This is a genomic window from Bittarella massiliensis (ex Durand et al. 2017) (assembly GCF_009876955.1).
Classification (GTDB): domain Bacteria; phylum Bacillota; class Clostridia; order Oscillospirales; family Ruminococcaceae; genus Bittarella; species Bittarella massiliensis.
Genome location: NZ_WWVY01000002.1, coordinates 562,849 through 580,789 on the forward strand (window position 1 = coordinate 562,849; position 17,941 = coordinate 580,789).

Sequence of the window (17,941 nt, forward strand, 5' to 3'; positions counted from 1 at the left end):
TGTCTCTCCCCCCTATCTGCCCAAATCGAAGCGCAGCTGCGGATTGTAGAGGTAGTCGTCGTTGTCGTAGGTCAGCTCCAGGTTCTGCGAGCCCTTGGGCACCTCGTAGCAGAGGGTGGTCTCGATGGTCCGCCCGGCGGCTAAAGTCTGGGTGGTAAAGAGCTCCTGGCGGTTGCCCTGGCTGTCGGTGATGTAGGCGTCGTCGTCCTCGGAGAACTCGAAGAGGTCGTCGCCCCCCTGCAGGATGAAGTCGGGCCGCCAGAGCAGCCGGTCCTCTCCCGAGTGGTTGGTGATCTTTATTTGCACCACCAGGTACTCGTCGTCCTCGTCGGGGGCCAGGCCGTACTCGCTGCCGTCGCGCACCCCGGTGACGGTGAACTCCATCTCCTCCCAGCTGGCGGTCTGCCCCACCGCGTAGTGGGTGGCGTCGGGGGTCCGGCGGTTTTGGTGGTCGCCGCTGTTCCAGCCGCTGGGGGCCTGCTGGTCAAAGTAGCTCCCGCCGTCGCCCTCGTCGCCGTAGTCGTAGGTATCGCCGTCGTCCCAGCCCCCCTGGTAGTGGTGGTAGCCGTTCCCATAGCCGCCGTCACCGTAGTTGCGGGCGGTGCGAAAGACCGCCGCGATCACCGCCCCATAGCACAAAAACACCACCAGCACCGCCGCCACCGCCACCGAGGCCACGGCGATGATGGTGTTGCGCAGGTTTTTGTACTTTCGCTCCCGCACCGCTGCCACCGGGCAGCCGCAGCAGGGGCAGACCGGGCTGCCGGCGGGGATCCGGTTGCGGCACTGGGGGCAGCTGGTGGTGCCGTAGGACTGGGTCGGGGGGGTGTAGTAGCCGTTCATAGAGAACTCCTCCTCATCGTCGGGGCGGGCAGGGATGCCGCCCTTCTCTCTCTTCTGTTTTAGTGTATCGGCCGGGGCCCGGTTTGTCAACGAAAAAGGTCTCATTTTCCCCGCTCCCCCCGGGTGTCGAATTGTGAAAAAAGTCATAACAAATTGTAAAGAGACGGTGGACAAGTCCGGCCCGGTGTGGTATCCTGAGGACAAAGTTGATAGAGGCGCGGTGCGGATGAGTAGCCGGCGGGAGGGGACACCCTGGGAACCCGGCAAAAGGCCAAACCGCCGAAACGGCTGGGCGGGTGCGCCCCGCCGTTGGGCAGGGGGAGAAGATCTCCCTGACTCCTGTTTTTTAACAGAGGCGCTATCGGTGATAACTTTGCTCGTTTGAAAGTTGCACTGATGGGGTGCAACTTTTTCTTTTTGCCCGCCCCGGCGGGCGGGACGACACCGAAAGGAGTTACACAGATGAACCAAACACCAAACACCAACAAGGCCCAGGCGCTGGCCTCTGAAAAGACCGAGCTCAAGCGGGAGGTCGGCCTCTTCGGCGGCGTGTCGGTGCTAGGGGGAATCATGATCGGCTCGGGCATCTTCTACCTGGGCAGCATCGTGCTCCAGCGCAGCGGCATGAGCATGGGGCTGGCCCTGCTGGTCTGGGCCCTGGGCGGGCTGGTGGTCCTCTTCTCCGGCATCTGCTATGCCGAGCTGGGGGCCATGATGCCCAAGGCCGGCGGCGGCTACGTCTACCTGCGGGAGGCCTACGGCGAGCGGGTGGCCTTTATGAGCGGGTTCTCCAACTTTATCCTCGGCTCCTCGGGCTCCATCGCCGCCCTGGCCGTGGCCTTTCCCGAGGCCATCGCCAGCCTGGTCCCCCTCTCCCCCCTGGCCTGCAAGGCCATCGCCATCGGGATGATCGTGCTCCTCAGCGCCATCAACCTCTTCGGCATCAAGCTGGGCAGCCGGATCCAAAACTTCTTCATGGTCCTCAAGCTGCTGCCCATCGTCCTCATCATCGTCTGCGGCATCTTCATGGGCCAGCAGACCCCCAACCTCTCGCTGGTGCCCGACCCGGCCATCGCCGGGACCCCCTCCCTCTTTAAAATCTGCGGGATGGTGGCCTTCGGGGTGGTGGCCACCCTCTGGGCCTACGAGGGCTGGACCAACCTGAACACCATCAGCGAGGAGATCAAAAACCCCAAGCGCAACCTGCCCCTGGCCATCATCCTCTCCATCGTCGGGGTGATGCTCATCTATGTCCTCTTCAACTTCGCCATCTACCGCACCCTGCCCTATGAGACCATCACCGCCATGCTCGCCAGCGGCGACCTCTTCCTGGGCACCGCGGCGGCCAACACCCTCTTCGGCAGCGCCGGCAAGATCATCGTCGGCTCCACCATGATCGTGGCCATCTTCAGCGCCCTCAACGGCTGCGTCATGGTCTTCCCCCGCACCTACTACGCCATGGCCCGCGACGGCGCCTTCTTCAAGAGCGCGGCCAAGCTGCACCCCAAATACAAGACCCCGGTCTTCGCCATCGTCCTCTCCGGGGTGGTCTCCATCGTCCTGGTGTGCATGCAAAACCTCAGCCAGCTCACCAGCCTGGTGGCCTTCTGCGGGATGTTCTTCAACACCATGACCTTCTACGCGGTCATCCGGCTGCGCAAAAAATACCCCGATCTGGAGCGCCCCTACAAGGTGTGGGGCTACCCGGTGATGGTGGTGCTGGTCATTCTCATCACCATCGGCCTGCTCATCAACACCCTGGTGGAATCCCCGGTCACCTCCATCATCGGCCTGTCTGTGCCCGCCGTGGGGCTGCTGCTCTACGAGCTGGTGTTTAAAAAGAGCCGCGAGGCCGTGCTGGCCGCCCAGCGGGCGGAAGCCGAGGCCCAAGCCACCGACAACAAGGAGGAAGCGTAACATGGACAGCTGCGTCATCGTCAACGGAAAAGTTTATCTGGAGCGGGAGAGATTCGCCCAGGCCGTCTGCATCGAAGACGGGATCATCAAGGCCGTGGGCACCAACGAGGAGTGCCGGGCCGCCGCCCCCGCCGGCGCCCGGGAGTACGACGCCCAGGGCCGCACCGTGGTGCCCGGCTTCAACGACAGCCACATGCACCTCTACTTCGTGGGGGAGAACCTGGAGTCCATCGACGTGCACGGCTGCACCTCCATGGCCGAGGTCAAGAAGATCGCCCGCGACTTCATCGCCCGCACCCAGCCGCCCAAGGGGACCTTCCTCCACGGCTCGGGCTGGAACCAGGACTACTTCACCGACGAGGCCCGGATGATGGACCGCCACGACCTGGACGAGATCACCACCGAGTACCCCCTGGTGCTGGAGCGGGCCTGCGGCCACGCGGTCACCGCCAACTCCCTGGCCATCGAGATGGCCGGCATCACCAAGGACACCCCCCAGCCCGAGGGGGCCCACTTCGATGTGGACGAAAACGGCGAGCCCACCGGCATCTTCCGCGAGACCGCGGCCAACATGGTGATGGCCCTGCGCCACGAGCCCACCGTGGAGGAGATCGAGCACACCCTGCGCACCGCCATGGCCCACGCCGCCCAGTGGGGCATCACCTCGGTGCAGACCATGGACGTCCGCCCCGGGGGCTGGCGCGAGACCCTGCAGGCCTATAAGAACATCCAGTCCAGCCATCCCACCCTGCGGGTCTACCACCAGTGCAACTTCATGGACCCCGCCAGCTATCAGGCCTTTTTGGACGAGGGGCACAAGACCGGCGCCGGCGACAGCTACAACAAGATCGGCCCCCTGAAGCTGTTTGTGGACGGCTCCCTGGGCGCCCGCACCGCCACCATGAGAGAGCCCTATGCCGACGACCCCTCCACCCAGGGGATCCAGACCCTGACCCAGGAGCAGACCGACGCCATGGTCAAGCTGGCCGACGAGAACGGCTGCCAGGTGGCGGTCCACGCCATCGGCGACGCGGCCATCGAGCAGGTGCTTAACAGCTACGACACCGTCTGCGACGGCAAAAACCCCCACCGCCACGGGGTGGTCCACTGTCAGATCACCGACGCCCCCCTGGTCGAGCGCTTCTGCGAAAACGACATCCTCGCCTACATCCAGCCCATCTTCCTGCACTACGACATGACGGTGCTGGAGAGCCGGGTCGGGAAGGAGCTGGCCTCTACCAGCTACGCCTTCCACACCATGAACAAGCTGGGCATCCACACCTCCTTTGGCACCGACAGCCCGGTGGAGGACCTGAACACCATGAACAACCTCTACTGCGCCGTGGCCCGCAAAAACCTGGACAAAAAGCCGGAGGGCGGCTTCTACCCACACGAGTGCATGGACATCTACGAGGCCGTGGACGGCTACACCGCCGGCAGCGCCTACGCCAGCTTTGAAGAGGGCGTGAAGGGCCGCATCAAGCCCGGCTACTACGGCGACCTGGCCATCCTCAGCCAGGACATCTTCACCATCCCCACCGACGAGCTGCTCACCACCGTGGTGGACGCCACCGTCCTCGGCGGCGAGTTCGTCTACGAGCGCTAGATTGCGCTTCCCCCGCAAAAAAGAGAGCGCCGGAACAGGGCCGTCTTCCCTGTTCCGGCGCTCTTTTTCTCCCACTTACCTGTCCGCCGCCCCTTCGCGCGAAAGAGGACTTTTCCCCAGCACACAGGCCGGGACGGGCGCGCCGCTCGTCCCGCGGGCGGCAGGGATGGAGGTGATTCGCGCCGTCTCCATCGACCACACTGCCTGATGCCGACTCTGCGGGCTGAAGCACACAAAAAGAGAGGGATCTCCCCCTCTCTTTTTATCTGCCTATCTGTCCTCCCGCCAGGCGCGGAAGAGCGCTTCCAGCTGCCGGGGAATATCCCCCCGGACCGCCCCGCCGTGGTGGCAGAGGACGGTCTGCAAGTCCAACCGGGCCAGGAGGCGGACCGTCTCCATCCCCTCTTCCATGTCCAGGGTGTAGCGGGGGTTGGGGCCGGCCAGCCGCCCCTCCTCCGCCGTGAGGGCGTCGCCCGCTATCAGGGTGCGCTCCTCCTTGCAGTAGAGGGCGATGTGGCCGGGCATGTGGCCCGGGGTGTCCACCACCCAAAGCCCCTCCCAGCCCGGGAAGGGAGCGTCCCCCTCCAGGGCGACGGCCCCGGGGACCGGGTCGTCCACCGGGGCAGGCCGCCCCGCGGCCACCGATCGGGGGGAGGCCGCCTCCCCCGCCACAAAGGGCCGCTGCACCGCCGAGCAGTAGACGCCCAGACCGGGGCAGCGCCCGGTCAGCTCCCGCGCCAGACCCATGTGGTCGTGGTCGCAGTGGGTCAGCGCCAGGGCCTGCAAGTCCCCCAGGGACGCACCCGCCCCGGCCAGGGCCTCTTCCAGCTGGGGCAGGGTCCCGGCACAGCCGCAGTCCACCAGCAGCGCCCGGTCCTCCCCCTCCCACTGCAGCAGCACCGGCCAGATGGGAGGCGACCCCTCCCCCGGCCCCGGCAGCCGCAGCGGCGTGATCCTGTACATCCGCACTCCCCGTCCTCTCTCCCCCGCTCAGGGGGCGTCGGGGCCGGCAGGCAAACCTAGTCGGCCCAGTGGATGACCCCTTCCCGCCGGGGTTTGGCCGCCGGGGTCTCGGCCGGGTGGCCCAGGGAGGCAACGCCCCAGACGATGTGCTCCGCTGGCACCCCAAAGCCGTTCAGCACGGCGCGGACGCCGGGCTCGTCGCTGGTCTCCTTGAGCTGGTTGATCCAGACGCTGCCCAGCCCCAGGGAGTGGGCGGCCAGGAAGATGTTTTGCAGCGCGCAGGCGCAGTCGGCCAGGCCGTTGCCGTTTTCCCGGTCGTTGGAGGCCAGGATCAGCGCCGCCGGGCGGTACATGTCATACCCCTCCTTGCCCATGGCCTTCCCCATGGCCTCGCAGAGGGCGGCGATCTTCGCCCCGTCGGTGACGGCGGTGAACTGCCAGCTCTGCTTCCCCATCCCGCTGGGGGCGTAAGAGGCGGCCTGCAGCAGGGTCTCCATCTCCTCCCGGGCAATCGGCTCCCCGGTGAATTTGCGGACGCTCCGCCGCTCCAAAATCGCTTTCAGCACTTCGTTCACAGCAATTTCCTCCTTTGCCTTCTCGGCTTTTTCTACTATATTAGTATACTACCGCTGCCAAGGGCGGTCAAAGGGCAGTTTGTAAACTTTTTCCCTGCCCTCTCTCCCCCTGGCATTTTTTCCAAAGGTGTGCTATACTGTCCCAAATTTGGCCCGGGCACAGGGTCCGGGCCACCGGCCAAAAAGGAGGGAATGTCTGTGTTTCGCCATTGGAAAGGGCTGCTGGCAGCCGGGTTGGCCGCGCTGGTGGGCGGGACCGCCTGCTGGGCCCGCTTTGGGGAGACCAGCCGCCTGGTGCTGCGCCGGGAGGAGGTCGCCCTTCCCGCCGCCGCGCGCCCCTTTACCATCGCCCTCTTTTCCGACACCCACCTGGGCCGCTACGGCGACGCCCGCTCGCTCCGCCGGGTGGCGGCCCTCATCGGCGACCAACAGCCCGACCTGGTGGTCTTTGCCGGCGACTTTTTCGACGCCTATCGCCGGGACCAGGAACTCCTGGACCTGGACGAGCTGGCCGCCATCCTGGCGGAGATCGAGGCGCCCTTCGGCAAATACGCCGTCTGGGGCAACCACGACCGGGGCGGCGGGGCCCACCGGGTCTACGGCGAATTGATGGAGCGGGGCGGCTTCACCCTGCTGCAAAACCAGGCGGTGGCGCTGCCCGATCTGGGGCTGGTCCTGGGCGGGCTGGACGACGCCCTGCTGGGCCGCCCGGATTTCTCCCTCTCCCTGGAGGGGGAGGGGCTGCGCGTCCTCGTCGCCCACGAACCCGGCCCGGCGGCCGAGCAGGTCCCCGGGGCCCACCTGATCCTCTCCGGCCACACCCACGGCGGGCAGTTGGGGCTGCCCTTGGTGCGGGACCTCCTCCTGCCCCCCGGCTCCGGCTCCTACGCCAAGGGGAGCTACCCCCTGGGGGAGGAACGGTCCCTCCAGGTCACCAGCGGGGTGGGGGTCACCAAGGTGCCCGCCCGCCTCTTTGACCCGCCCGAGGTGGTGTTGCTGCAAATCGTCCCCGGCCAGAAAAGCCCCTCGTAAAGCGGGGGGCTTTTTTGTGTCCCCGTCGGGTGAAAGCCCCCGTTTCGGTTGGAGGTCAGCCGCCTCACCGGACATTTCTACCCCGCTGCAAAAGGCATCTTCCCCGGCGGGGAGTGCGCCTTCGGAGCAAGGCCGCAGCGGCGAGCGGTCAGTGGCCGGGGCACCCTCCCCCGACAGCGGGTGGCCATCGCCCACTGCTTTTGCGGCAAAGCACTGTCCCCTCGCCCCCGCAGGACAGGGCGCTTTCCAAGGAAGGAGACCCCCCTGGATAAAGGCCGCGCGGGAATTTCCTTGCGAGAGCACCGCTTTCCCCAGACGCTGGCAGGCGAAACCCTCGAACAGGCTGGGAAGCGGCGCCCCCCTCCCCGGCCTGTCGGCGGGGCCCTCTCTTGGGCGCAGCCGGCAGAGCCTCTCCCCTCGACTGGGGAGGGGAAAAGGCCCGCCCGCAAAGCCGACCCGCCCGGAAAAGCCGGAGGTCCCTCTATCGGCGGCGCGGACCGGTTTTGCGCCGCCCTTTTGCGCCCTTTTGGGCGGTGGCGAAGTGCTCTTTTGTCAGGCGGAACACCTGGGGAGAGAGCAGAAGTAGCGCCAGGAGGTTGGGCACCGCCATCAGGCCGTTGAGGGTGTCCGACAGCTGCCAGACCGGCCGCAACTCCACCGTGGCCCCCACCATGATCAGCACCAGAAAGACCACCCGGTACCAAAACACCGGCCCCTGCCGGCCGCGGCTGAGATAGGCCATGGCGCTCTCGCCGTAAAAGCACCACCCCAGCATCGAGGAGACGGCGAAGAACAGCACCGAAATGGCGATAAACCCGCTGCCCCAGCGGCCCAGCACCGTGTCAAAGGCGGCGGTGGTAAGGGCCGCCCCGTCCAGCCCCGAGTCCCACATCCCGGTGGTGAGGATCACCAGGGTGGTGAGGGTGCAGGTGACAAAGGTGTCGGCAAAGACCTCGAACATCCCCCAAAAGCCCTGCTTGACCGGGCTGTCGGTCTCGGCCGCCGCGTGGGCGATGGGGGCGCTGCCCAGCCCCGCCTCGTTGGTAAACACCCCCCGGGCGACCCCAGTGCGCAGGGCGGCCTGCAGGGTGTAGCCCACCACGCCCCCCGCCGCCGCCCGAACGCCGAAGGCCGAGCGGAAAATCAACCCAAAGGCCGGGCCCACCTGGTCGCGGTGCACCGCGATCACCCAGAGGGAGGCGGCGATGTAGAAGATGCTCATCAGGGGGACAAATTTTTCGGTGAAGGCCCCGATCCGCTTGAGTCCCCCCAGCACCACCAGGGCGCAGAGGGCCATCACCCCCACCCCGGTGGCCCAGTAGGGGATGGAGAAGGACTGGCGCAGCGACTGGGCGATGGTGTTGGACTGGGTCATATCCCCCATCCCGAAGGAGGCGCAGACACACAGCAGGCAAAAGATCCCCGAGAGCCAGCCCCAGCCCCGGCCCCGCCCCGTTTTGATGTAGTACATCGGCCCGCCCCGGTGGGTGCCGTCGGGGCTGGTCTCCCGGTAGTGCACCGCCAGCACCACCTCGGCGTACTTGGTCATCATCCCGAAGAGGGCCGACAGCCACATCCAGAAGATGGCCCCCGGTCCCCCCAGGGTGAGGGCGGTGGCGATGCCGGCGATGTTGCCCACCCCCATGGTCCCGGCCAGGGCGGTGGTCATGGCGGCAAAGGGGGAGAGGTTCTGCCCCGTCCCCCCCTTCTTCTTTTGAAACAGGCTGCCCAGGGTGACCTTGAACATGTATCCCAGTTTGCGCAGCTGCAAAAAGCCGGTGCGCCAGGTGAAGTAGACCCCCACCCCCACCAGCACCGCCAGCATCACCGGCCCCCAGACAAACCGGTTGACCGCTCCCTCCGCCGCCCAGAACCACGCCATTTGACCGTCCCCTTCCCGCACCCACGGGCGCAGGAAATGGATATGCCGGAGGGCGGGGGGATATGCGGGAAAGGGCGGAGGGGCAGAAAAGGATCGCTATCAGCCGGAGACCCTCTCCCCCGCAAGCTGTTTTGCGACAGGGCATAAAAATCCCCCAGCGGGGAGGGGATACCCACCCGCCGGGGAACGCTCATTTCCTTCTGTTTTCCAAATCTACCACTCGATGCGCTCCACCAGCCGCACCCCGTTTGCCTGCATCGAGGCGGCGAAGACGGCGTTGTAGAAGTCGCGGCCGTGCACCCCGGGGATGTCAAAGGTGTCCACGCAGTCCAGGGGGACCACCACGTCCAGCTCCCGCCCCTCGGCGTTGGCGTAGGCCTTGCAGGTGGTCGCCAGCTGGTAGACGCAGATGTCGGTGACACAGCCGGTGACGATCAGGTGCCCCACCTCGTAGCGGTCGAGCAGCTCCTTGATGTACCAGTTGAGAAAGCCGTTGGTCGAGGCCTTCTCCACGATCTTGATGCCCGGCACCGCGGCGATCTGCTCCACCACCTTCTCCTCCCCGCTGCCCTTGACGCAGTGGGGCGGGTAGGCGGAAAATTCGGGGGAATCGTCCCGGTGGCAGTCGGTGTAGGCCAGGGTGTAGATCTGTCTCTCGGCGCAGGCGCGGGCCAGGGCCGCCGCCCGGGGGACCACCGCGTCGGCATAGGGGCTGGCCAGGGCCCCCTGGCGGCAAAAGCCCACGTTCAAATCCACCACCGCGCAGACGGTCCCCTCGGCGGGGAACTCGTCAAGGTGGGCGGCGGGCAGGTCGCGCAGGCTCCCCTCCACCTGTTTGGCGGCCTCGACAAAGGCGGCCTGGTAGTCAATGGCGTGCAGATCCATGGGGCATTCCCCTTCCGTTTTTTCTTTTCAGTATACCCCTTTCACCCCCGCTTTTCAACCGACTGCGCGCCTGTGCCGACCGACTGCGCAAAAGCGATGGACGTCCCCGCCCCACCAGGGTATACTGGTACCAGAACAAAAAAGGAGGGATGGCCGTGGAGGTGGAGATCAAATTGCAGCCCGGTCTGGCAGGGCCCCGGGCGGTGATCTACTGCGGCGAGATCACCCCCGAGGTGGAGGCGGCCGCCGCCCGCCTCGCAGGCGCCACCCGGCGTCTGGCGGGCCGGCGGGAGGGGCGGGTCTACCTGCTCGACCCCGGGGAGATCACCCTCGTCACCGCCGAGGGGCAGCAGGTGTACGCCCTCTGCCAGGGGGAACGCTACCTCCTCAAGGCCCGGCTCTACGAGCTGGAGGCCCAGTTGGCAGGCAGCCGCTTCGCCCGCATCTCCCACTCGGAGATCGCCAATTTCGACTGGGTGGAGAGCCTGGACATGTCCACGGCCGGCACCATCCACCTGCGCTTCAAAAAAGGGGGCGGGGCCTTTGTCTCCCGCCGGTATGTGGCCCGCATCAAAGAGCGGCTGGGCCTGTGAAAGAGAGGAGGGTTTGTCTGTGAACTGCGCAAAAAAAGCGGCCGGCCGGGCCGTCGTCGGCTTTGGCTGGGGCGTCTGCATCTCCACCGCCATCTGCTACTTCATCTCTTTGGGGGTGGGGGAGTACTGGCCGGTGACTCCCGAACTGCTGGCGGCCTTCGGGGGCGACCTGTTGGCCGCCGTGGGGCTGCAACTGCTCACCTCCGGGCTGCTGGGGGCCGTCTGCGCCGCCATTTCGGTCTTTTTTGAAATCGAGCGCTGGAGCCTGGCCCGGCAGACCGCCCTGCACGGCTGCTGCTGTGCCGCCGCGGTCATCGGCACGGCGGCCCTCAACCGCTGGGTCACCTTGAGCGCCGCCGGGCTGGCGAGCTACCTGCTCCTCTTTCTGGGCATCTACCTGGTCATCTGGCTGGCGCTGGCCCACCACTGGCGGCAAAAGCTGCGGGCCATCAACCAAAAACTCAAGGGGCTTTAAGGGCCCCAAAAGGAGAGCGGGGTTGTCGGGCAGCCCCGCTCTCCTTCTGTTTTGGGGAAGGGGGAGCAAGCGTCGTTCCCCCTTGCTCGGGTGCGAGGGCATATCGCGCGGCGGCTGTTTTGGGGGATGTGGCGGCGAGACGAGGACAGGACCTGACCCGACAGGTCCGCTGGGTCCACGGCAACCACTCACCTCCTTCGCCCGCCGACAGGCAAACAAGGCCCCCCCCGCCTTTCCAGGCGATTTGTCCGGCGACCCGGCTCCCGCCGGTCCACTGACGGCAGCGGGGCGATAAAGGCATGACCGGAGAGGCGCAGCGCGCTGCCGGCAGCCTGTCTGAAAGGGAGAATCGGGTTGGCGGCGATACCCTCTGGCCAAATCGGTTCAGAAATCGTATTATTGGCCGCTCCCAGGCATCGCCGCAAGCTCGCGGTGCGCAACTCGATGGCGGTACACAACTCGGCGGCCCGCGCGAAACCACCTGCCCCCGGCCGGGCCATTCTAAAAAGCCGTTTGGACAGAGGGGGCCATCCCCGCCCTGTCGCCCTGCACCGCGCCCAGGTTGCACCAAAAAGCCCTCGCCCATTCCTGCGGCCTGCACGAATGGGCGAGGGACATTTTTTCTTTGCAACAGCACGTTCAGCACAGCGGTACAGGTTAGACCCGGCCGCCCCCCTCGTCGTCCCCGAAGGGGAAGAGGCCCAGCTGCTCATCCCGCTTGCCCACGGCCTTGGGCGGCTTGCGAAACCGGCTCAGGGCCACCAAAATCAGCGCCACCACGGCGATCACCGCGACAAAAATCAAACCGTACTTGATCCACAGAGCAACACTCACAACAGTTCCTCCTCTCCGCCGCGCCGGGCGGCAGTCAACCCCGCCGCTGGGCCGGGCCCAACAGGCGGGCGATGGCATAGCCCAAAAAGAGGGCCATGACGATGAGCCCCGCCGTCACGTACCAGCGGCCCAGGGGGGCGCCGAAGGCGGCGGCGATGACGGCCGGGGCAAAGACCGCCGCCACCGCGGCCCGCAGGATGACCGCCGCGTCCATCCGCCGGACATAGTAGCCCCAGTCGCTGTTTCCGTCGTAGCGCAGGGGGGTGCCCCAGAGGGTCAGCTCGGGGCGCTGGTAGATGGGCTTTTGGGGCTTGCCCTCCGGCTCGGGGTGGGCAAAGACCGCCGTAAAGCCCTGAAAGACCGTCAGCGCCAGGTAGGCCACCCCGCCGATGCGGGCGGAGGTGGGCAGCCCCTCGGCCGCCACCCTCTGCCAGTTGATCCCCAGGCAGAGGGCGCAGAGCCCGAGACAGGCGAGGCCGCCGGTCTCCCAGATGCGCTGAAAGCGGTTGTAGCGATAGCGGATGCGCACGGCCTCCCCTCCTCTCTCTGTTCCGGCGGGCGGGCTAGTGGGCGTCGCCGGGCTTTTGCCCCCTCATCTTTTTGAGGGTGCGGTCGATTTCCCGGTCGGTGGGCTCCTCGTAGTTGGGGCCGTAGAAGAGCTGCTTACCCGGCCGGTCGGTCCGGTCCAGCGAGCGGGGCGCCCCCTTGCCGACCCGGCCGATCAGGCTGGGCAGCAGCACCAGGGCCACCAGGGCCAACACCAGCACGGCGAGGTAGAACCACTCCTTCCCGCTCAGGCCGGCAAACCAGGAGAGGGAAAACCCACCCTCCCCCAGGAGTGCCGGCGCCAGCAACAGCCCCACCCCGAAGAGGAAGCAGAGCGCAATGGCCGCTGTCTTCAATGCCTTTTTCATTTTGAGCCCTCCTTTTTTTCCGGTCTCTTCTCAAAATGGGGCCTCCCCCTATTTTGTCTCTCCACCCGCCCGGGCGCGTAGCTGTCGTACCCGTAAAAGGACCAGCCCTCGCCCTTGGCGGCCTTGCCGGCGGGCAGCTCCCTGCCCTGGGTGGCCCGGCCGATGAGCCCGGCGATGACCAGCAGGAGAAGCAGGATGCCGCCGATGCCCGCCACGATCCCCAGCAGGTACCGCCACTGCTCCCCGCTCAGGGGGACGCCGCGGTTTTCTTCCAGCTGCACCGTGTAGAGCAGGTAGCCAAAGCCCGTCAGCGCGCCCAGCGCCACCAGGGCCAATACCGAACGAACGATCCACTTTTTTGCCTTCATCGCGAAACACCTCCCGCCGATCTGGGCAAACTGCTGTTGTCCGTAGGTTCCTAGCTTCAGTATATACCCCTTTTTTTCAAAAGGGTATCTCTTTTGCCCCGAATCAGCGCTTTGTCCTGAAGGGGTGTCACAATTTGTCGATTTTGCCGATACCGCCGCTGTCCGCGCCCAGTTGCGACGCGAGCGCAAAGCCGCGCTAGCCCCCCTGTCGCCCGGCGTGGGCCGCCAGCGCCAGCAGGGCCAGCAGCAGCCCGGCCCCGATCGGCTGCCCCGCAGCGAGGGACAGGGGGGACAGGCCGCCCCCCAGCCGCCAAAAAAGCAGGGCCGCTCCCCCAATCCCGGCGCCCCAAGCCAACAGGTGGCGCCCTCCCTTTTTCATCCGTCCATCCCCTCCTCGACCGGTGCCAGGCCCTCTCTGGGGAGAGTTTGTCCCCTCCGGCGGCAATCATACCCCGGCCAAAGGGGGGCAAGCTATCTGCAAAGGCCGCCGCAGCACCCGTCCAAAACGGCGACCTATTGGGGGAGAGGAGGTGAGAACATGACCGAGAGAGAGCGGGAGGAGCGGCGCAAAAAGGCTGCCCAAAGCCGCATCATCACCGACCCCCAGGGCTCCTGGACCGGCGTTCCCCTGAACCCGGACGAGACACCGGTGCAGGATGCCGACGACCTGTAATAGAGCACTATCACTAAATCAAAATATATTTCTTTAGCTCTTTTGTGCATATACAATACCCCGCAAATTTGCTATACTACAGATGCAGAAACAGATTCCGATGAAACGGAATCCTCCTATTTCTCACCTTCTTTTCATACTTTTATCTTTTCATCCCACAGGGAAAAAGGCCCCACTCCGCGGGGCCTTTTTCCTTTTATTTTTTTCTCCGCCCCCTCCGGCGGGGAGCGCAGACGCCCCCAGTCCCCTCACACAGGGGCCGGGGGCGCATTTTTTAGGGGAACGGCCCTACACCAGGTACCACACCCAGATCCAGCACTTCGCCGCCCCTTCCAGGGCGGGGGCAGGCTGGTTGCTGCCCCCGCGGCGCACGGCAAAGGCAAGGCCGTCTGTCCCCGCCTCCCCGGCCAGGGTCAGCTCCTCCCCACAGGGGGGATCGCACCGCCAGACGCCGCCGACAGGGGCCGAGCGAGGGGGCAGGGGCAGCCCGATGAGCCGGAAGCCGGGCTGGCAGTCATCCAGCTCCACCTCCCCGGCCAGGGCCACAAAGTCCCCCTGCCGCCGCCAGATGCAGGACTGCCCGGTAACCCGGCAGTCTTCCCCCACAAAGGCACAGTCGCCCCCGGCGGCCGGGGCGTAGTCCACCCCCGGCCGGGCCAGGAGGGGGACACCGGCGGAAAACCGGGCCAGCCCCTCCACGTCCGCCCCCAGAGCGGTCGCCCGCCGCGCGCCGTCCAGCACCGGCCCCTGGGGTCCGGCGCCCCAGGTGTAGGGGTAGTGTTGCAGCTTCTGCAGCCACTGGGCAGCGTCCAGGCCGGCGCAGTCCGCCGGCACCGCAAAGAGGAGGGCGCAGTCCAGGTAGCCCCGCCCGGACACCACCGTAAAGGTCAGAGGGGCAGCCGTCGCGGCCTCCAGGTGGAGGAGCCCGGCGTAGAGGGTGAACTTGGCGTTGATCCGCCCCATCTCCACCTGGCAATCCCCCGCGGCGGCAAAGAGCCGCCCCACCCCCCGGGCCACCGCCGTCACCAAATAGTCCCCCGGCTGCCAGTCCAGGTCGGCCGCCGTCTCTAGGGTGTGCCCGATCCCCACCGCCGCCCCGTAGCGGCCGTGCAGGGGGCTGGGCTGCTCGCTTCGCTCGGTGAGCGTCCAGCCCTCCTCCCCCTCTTCAAAGCTGGGGTTTTGCAGCAGGTTGCCCGGCAGGACCCCGTCCTGGACCAGGGCCCCGGCGGCGCTTTCGGCGTCGGAGGCGGCGGTGCGGGCGGCGGTGGCCGCCGACTGGGCAGCCGCCGCGTCCGCCTGGGCGGAGTTGGCGCAGAGCTGGCTCTGTTCGGCCGCCTCGGCGCAGTTCTGGGCGTCGGTGGCCGTCTGGGTCTTCGCCGTCTGGGCCGCCTGGGCGGCGGCCACCACCTCCTGCCGGTCGGCGGCGCAGAGCTGCTGGTACTGGCGGGCCTGGTTTTCGCTCTCGGCGGCGCGGGCGGCCGACTGGTTGGCCAGGCTGCCCACATTCGCCACCGCCTGCTTGGCGTTCTCGGCCTCCAGCGCCGAGAGGGAGGCCCCCTCCGCCGCCGTCTCGGCCCGGCGCTGGGCGGCGCTGACAGACTGCAAAAAGCTCTCAAACAGGCTCTCCCCTGCCTGGGCGATGGCCTCGGTCCGCGCTCCGGGCACAAAGCGCAGGGCGGTCTTGCGGGTGGCCAGCACCCGCTGCCCGTCCCGCCCCTCCAGGGAGAGGAGCACCTCGTCCCGCAGCCCTTCCAAAGAGCAGTCCAGCTCCAGCACACAGCGCACCGCCCCCTCCACCCGCTCCGAGCGGGCGGCGGCCAGCTTGTGGCAGCCGGCAGCGCTCTCCAGGTTGGCGGTGAAGGAGAAGTCGTCCAGCGCCATCCCCCGGTAGGGGTCGGGCAGGGTGAATACCAGCCGGTCCACCCCCTTCTCCCCCTGGATCAGGGGCGGAGGCGTCCCCACCTCCAAGCCCTTGTCCTCCCGCACCGCAATTTGATAGTCCATCTCGTCTCCCCTTTCCTCTCTCCCGGCCGGGGCTCAGTAGAGCCGGCCCAGGGCCTCTTCGCTGGTGTAGGCCGCCGGTATCTTCAAATAGTCCGCCAGGGCCCTCGTCTTCTGCGGGTCCCCGTCCACCTGGGCGTAGAGCCAGCGCACCTGTTGCTGGTAGCCAAAACTCCTGCCCCGCTCCTCCCCGCCGCTCTCCTTTCCCCGGCTGTAACCCAGCAGGTACTGCTTGTGGCTCTCGGCGGCCAGGGAGCGAAACTTGCCGCTGGTCTCGTCAAAGGCGGCTGGCGCCTTTTGGCCGGCGCCCTTCTTGACGGTGCTGGAGCCGGCACTCTTCTTGGCAGCGCCGGCCCCCCCGCTCGACGAGCGGCCGCTCTTCTTGCTGGCGGCCAGCCGGGCGGCCTCCACCTTGGCCTGGGCGCGGATGCGCTCGATTTCCAGCTTGTTTTCCTCCTTGATGCGCAGCTCCTCCTGGCGCTGGGCCTCTTTTCGCGCCCGCTCCTGGGCGGCGGCCCGCTCGGCGGCGGCCTTCTGCTCCTCTTTGAGCACCTTCTCTTTCAGCCCGTCGCGCTCCTTTTCCAGCCCGGTCACCCGGGCGTCGTAGGCCTTTTTGGCCTGCTGCCCGTACTGCTGGCGCAGGGCGCTGTCGGCCTCGCCCCGCTGCCGCTCCAGGTAGGCGCGCATGGCCCGGCCGTAGCTGGTGTCCGCCCCGGCGGCCCGGGCCCGGTCGTCGGCGGTGGCCCCGTCCTGCCGGGCGGCGGTCTGTTCCTTGCCCGCCTTCCGCTGGCGGATGTAGGCGGGGTCGTCGTCCACCGCATAGGTGAACTTGGTCTCCTCCAACTGCTTGAGGACCCGCTTCAGATCCTCTTTATATCCCATCTTCCATCACCTCGACGATCCGCCCCTCCTCCACCCGCAGCCGGGTCCCGCCCAGCCGCAATTCTCCGGTGTATCCGGCCGTGTCCGCTGCGCGGGCGGCCGCCCGATCCACCGGCCCGCCGTTTAGGGTCTGGGCCAGGGTGGGACTCAAATTCCCCGCATCCAGGTTTTGCAGGGCGTACTCCAGTTCTTTGCGCAGCCGCAGCACCGTGTTTTCCAGGGCGGCGATCCGCTCTTCCGCCCCGCCGGAGGAGAGGCGCGCCGGCGACAGGTTCACCATCCGCTCTCCCCCCCTTTGACCTCCACGGCCAGCCCCGCCACCTCGGCGTCGGGGCCGCAGCGCAGGGTGAAGAGCCCCGGCTCCCTGCCGCCCCGGGCCACAAAGCAGCGCAGCAGGGCAAACTCCCGGCTGCGGCTCTCGCCCAGGGGGCGGCCCTCCCAGGCGGCGGCCACCTCGCCCCGGCACTCTACCCGGTACTCCTCCCAGCTGCCGCCGGCAAGGCCGGTCTTGACTCCGACTTCGTAGGCCTGCCGGGGGCCGGCGAGAAACCGCCAGCAGACCCCCTCGCCCCAGTCCAGGCCGTAGACCTGCCCCCCCTCGCAAAAGAGGCGGTCGCAGTGCAGCCCCTCCTCCAATTCCAGCAGGCAGCCGTCCTGCCAGAGGTAGACGCTCTCCGGCGCGGCGATGAGCAGCCCCCCGCCGAAGGCCTGCAGGGCGCAGTCCTCAAACCGCCAGCCCAGGTGCCCAAGCAGGTCGCTGACCCCGCCGCCCTGGTAGAGCCAGATGCGGTTTTGGGAGAAGAAGTAGAGCCGGTCGTCAAAGGCCGTCAGGTGCCGCGGCTCCTTCACCCCCAGCCCCGCCACCTGGGTGAGGGCAAAGTTGGAGGGGCGGGTGCCGTAGAGCTCGAAGAAATCCCCCTCCCGAAAGAGCATCAGGTGGTTTTGAAAGGGGAGCAGGGCGGTGAAGGGAGCGTCCTGCAGCGTCAGGGCAAAGGCGCCGTTTTCCTTGGGGGAGCCGTCGGGGTTTTGAAAGTCGTCCCAGCAGTTCTCGTTGCCCACCGAGCTGGCCAGCAGGCTCCCCCCGCGGATGCCGAAGACCCGGTTTAAAAACACCGTCGCCCAGTCGATGGCCGGGGCGCTGAAATTCCCCGCCTCCCCCCGCACCCGGTCGATGTAGACCCGGTCGGGAAAGAGGAGCAGCCGCTCGCCAAAGGGCACCACCGACTTCTCCCCGGCGGCGATGGGAGCGGCCAGGTCGATGCCCTGCCAGTAAAAGCGGTTTCGGGCGATCATCCACCCCTCGCCGCACTGGGTCAGGCCGGGGGCCCGGCGGGCCTCCACCTTTCCCCTGGCCCCCACCAAATGCCCCTGGGGGGTGATCTCGCAGCGGCGGCAGCGCTGCAGGTATCCCCCGGCGGGGGCCAGGGCGCTCAGCCCCCGAAAGGGCCGCACCGCCCGCCGCTCCCCCGAGAGGGGGCGCAGATGGGGCATCCTCATC

20 protein-coding genes and 1 riboswitch are annotated in these 17,941 nt (G+C 67.2%); of the genes, 6 read left to right on the forward strand and 14 right to left on the reverse strand.

Annotated elements, in window-relative coordinates; translation table 11 throughout:
• Nucleotides 1–12: 12 nt before the first annotated feature.
• Nucleotides 13–948 (reverse strand): DUF4352 domain-containing protein, encoded by a 936-nt coding sequence (locus GT748_RS03700; RefSeq protein WP_021660461.1) that lies wholly within the window; start codon nucleotides 946–948, stop codon nucleotides 13–15.
• A gap of 97 nt (nucleotides 949–1,045) precedes the next feature.
• A riboswitch (Lysine riboswitch) is annotated at nucleotides 1,046–1,212 on the forward strand.
• 93 nt (nucleotides 1,213–1,305) lie between these two features.
• Between GT748_RS03700 and GT748_RS03705 the strand changes: the two genes are divergently transcribed.
• The gene (locus GT748_RS03705; protein ID WP_044993027.1) at nucleotides 1,306–2,760 is read left to right on the forward strand and encodes an APC family permease; all 1,455 of its coding nucleotides are present in this window, start codon (nucleotides 1,306–1,308) and stop codon (nucleotides 2,758–2,760) included.
• 1 nt (nucleotide 2,761) lies between these two features.
• Nucleotides 2,762–4,366 (forward strand): amidohydrolase, encoded by a 1,605-nt coding sequence (locus tag GT748_RS03710; RefSeq protein WP_021660464.1) that lies wholly within the window; start codon nucleotides 2,762–2,764, stop codon nucleotides 4,364–4,366.
• A 270-nt stretch (nucleotides 4,367–4,636) separates the two neighbouring features.
• Here GT748_RS03710 and GT748_RS03715 read toward each other — a convergent pair whose 3' ends face one another.
• Together GT748_RS03715 and GT748_RS03720 are read right to left on the reverse strand one after the other, a co-directional pair.
• Nucleotides 4,637–5,329 carry an MBL fold metallo-hydrolase gene (locus tag GT748_RS03715; RefSeq protein ID WP_021660466.1) on the reverse strand — a complete coding sequence of 231 codons (693 nt, stop codon included), beginning with the start codon at nucleotides 5,327–5,329 and terminating at the stop codon, nucleotides 4,637–4,639.
• Nucleotides 5,330–5,385: 56 nt separating this feature from the next.
• The gene (locus tag GT748_RS03720) at nucleotides 5,386–5,904 is read right to left on the reverse strand and encodes a nitroreductase family protein (RefSeq protein ID WP_021660467.1); all 519 of its coding nucleotides are present in this window, start codon (nucleotides 5,902–5,904) and stop codon (nucleotides 5,386–5,388) included.
• Between the two features lie 198 nt (nucleotides 5,905–6,102).
• On the opposite strand from GT748_RS03720, the gene GT748_RS03725 reads away from it, so the two are divergent.
• Entirely contained in the window at nucleotides 6,103–6,936 is an 834-nt protein-coding gene (locus tag GT748_RS03725) for a metallophosphoesterase (RefSeq protein ID WP_052537693.1), read from the forward strand.
• Between the two features lie 481 nt (nucleotides 6,937–7,417).
• Here GT748_RS03725 and GT748_RS03730 read toward each other — a convergent pair whose 3' ends face one another.
• Together GT748_RS03730 and GT748_RS03735 are read right to left on the reverse strand one after the other, a co-directional pair.
• Complete coding sequence (locus GT748_RS03730; protein WP_161222312.1) at nucleotides 7,418–8,818, reverse strand: alanine/glycine:cation symporter family protein; 1,401 nt, start codon at nucleotides 8,816–8,818, stop codon at nucleotides 7,418–7,420.
• 213 nt (nucleotides 8,819–9,031) lie between these two features.
• Nucleotides 9,032–9,703 (reverse strand): cysteine hydrolase family protein, encoded by a 672-nt coding sequence (locus tag GT748_RS03735; RefSeq protein ID WP_021660470.1) that lies wholly within the window; start codon nucleotides 9,701–9,703, stop codon nucleotides 9,032–9,034.
• 155 nt (nucleotides 9,704–9,858) lie between these two features.
• Between GT748_RS03735 and GT748_RS03740 the strand changes: the two genes are divergently transcribed.
• The gene (locus GT748_RS03740) at nucleotides 9,859–10,296 is read left to right on the forward strand and encodes a LytTR family DNA-binding domain-containing protein (protein WP_044993031.1); all 438 of its coding nucleotides are present in this window, start codon (nucleotides 9,859–9,861) and stop codon (nucleotides 10,294–10,296) included.
• Between the two features lie 19 nt (nucleotides 10,297–10,315).
• On the forward strand, nucleotides 10,316–10,771 hold the full coding sequence (locus GT748_RS03745) for a DUF3021 domain-containing protein (protein WP_021660473.1): 456 nt from the start codon (nucleotides 10,316–10,318) through the stop codon (nucleotides 10,769–10,771).
• 657 nt (nucleotides 10,772–11,428) lie between these two features.
• On the opposite strand, the gene GT748_RS03750 is transcribed toward GT748_RS03745, so the two are convergent.
• The 5 genes from GT748_RS03750 to GT748_RS03770 all read right to left on the reverse strand — a co-directional run bounded on the left by GT748_RS03750 (nucleotide 11,429) and on the right by GT748_RS03770 (nucleotide 13,266).
• Nucleotides 11,429–11,605, reverse strand: a complete 177-nt coding sequence (locus GT748_RS03750; RefSeq protein ID WP_021660474.1) for a hypothetical protein — start codon at nucleotides 11,603–11,605, stop codon at nucleotides 11,429–11,431.
• A 34-nt stretch (nucleotides 11,606–11,639) separates the two neighbouring features.
• On the reverse strand, nucleotides 11,640–12,134 hold the full coding sequence (locus GT748_RS03755) for a hypothetical protein (RefSeq protein WP_021660475.1): 495 nt from the start codon (nucleotides 12,132–12,134) through the stop codon (nucleotides 11,640–11,642).
• Between the two features lie 34 nt (nucleotides 12,135–12,168).
• A complete protein-coding gene (locus GT748_RS03760; protein ID WP_021660476.1) occupies nucleotides 12,169–12,519 on the reverse strand; it encodes a hypothetical protein in 351 nt (116 codons plus the stop codon).
• On the reverse strand, nucleotides 12,516–12,887 hold the full coding sequence (locus GT748_RS03765; RefSeq protein WP_021660477.1) for a hypothetical protein: 372 nt from the start codon (nucleotides 12,885–12,887) through the stop codon (nucleotides 12,516–12,518). Before GT748_RS03765 ends, GT748_RS03760 begins: the two co-directional genes overlap by 4 nt.
• Before the next feature lie 196 nt (nucleotides 12,888–13,083).
• Nucleotides 13,084–13,266, reverse strand: a complete 183-nt coding sequence (locus GT748_RS03770) for a hypothetical protein (RefSeq protein WP_021660478.1) — start codon at nucleotides 13,264–13,266, stop codon at nucleotides 13,084–13,086.
• A gap of 159 nt (nucleotides 13,267–13,425) precedes the next feature.
• Between GT748_RS03770 and GT748_RS15690 the strand changes: the two genes are divergently transcribed.
• A complete protein-coding gene (locus GT748_RS15690; protein WP_021660479.1) occupies nucleotides 13,426–13,560 on the forward strand; it encodes a hypothetical protein in 135 nt (44 codons plus the stop codon).
• A 288-nt stretch (nucleotides 13,561–13,848) separates the two neighbouring features.
• Here GT748_RS15690 and GT748_RS03775 read toward each other — a convergent pair whose 3' ends face one another.
• Genes GT748_RS03775 through GT748_RS03790 form a run of 4 tightly spaced genes read right to left on the reverse strand, consistent with a single transcriptional unit; the run spans nucleotide 13,849 to nucleotide 17,940 of the window.
• On the reverse strand, nucleotides 13,849–15,564 hold the full coding sequence (locus GT748_RS03775) for a hypothetical protein (protein ID WP_073261139.1): 1,716 nt from the start codon (nucleotides 15,562–15,564) through the stop codon (nucleotides 13,849–13,851).
• Nucleotides 15,565–15,597: 33 nt separating this feature from the next.
• Nucleotides 15,598–16,443 (reverse strand): hypothetical protein, encoded by an 846-nt coding sequence (locus GT748_RS03780; RefSeq protein WP_021660547.1) that lies wholly within the window; start codon nucleotides 16,441–16,443, stop codon nucleotides 15,598–15,600.
• Nucleotides 16,433–16,723, reverse strand: coding sequence for a hypothetical protein (locus tag GT748_RS03785; RefSeq protein WP_021660548.1), 291 nt, complete (start codon nucleotides 16,721–16,723; stop codon nucleotides 16,433–16,435). The genes GT748_RS03780 and GT748_RS03785 overlap by 11 nt, the downstream gene beginning before the upstream one ends.
• Nucleotides 16,717–17,940, reverse strand: a complete 1,224-nt coding sequence (locus tag GT748_RS03790) for a hypothetical protein (protein ID WP_021660549.1) — start codon at nucleotides 17,938–17,940, stop codon at nucleotides 16,717–16,719. Before GT748_RS03790 ends, GT748_RS03785 begins: the two co-directional genes overlap by 7 nt.
• Between the last annotated feature and the right edge of the window lies 1 nt (nucleotide 17,941).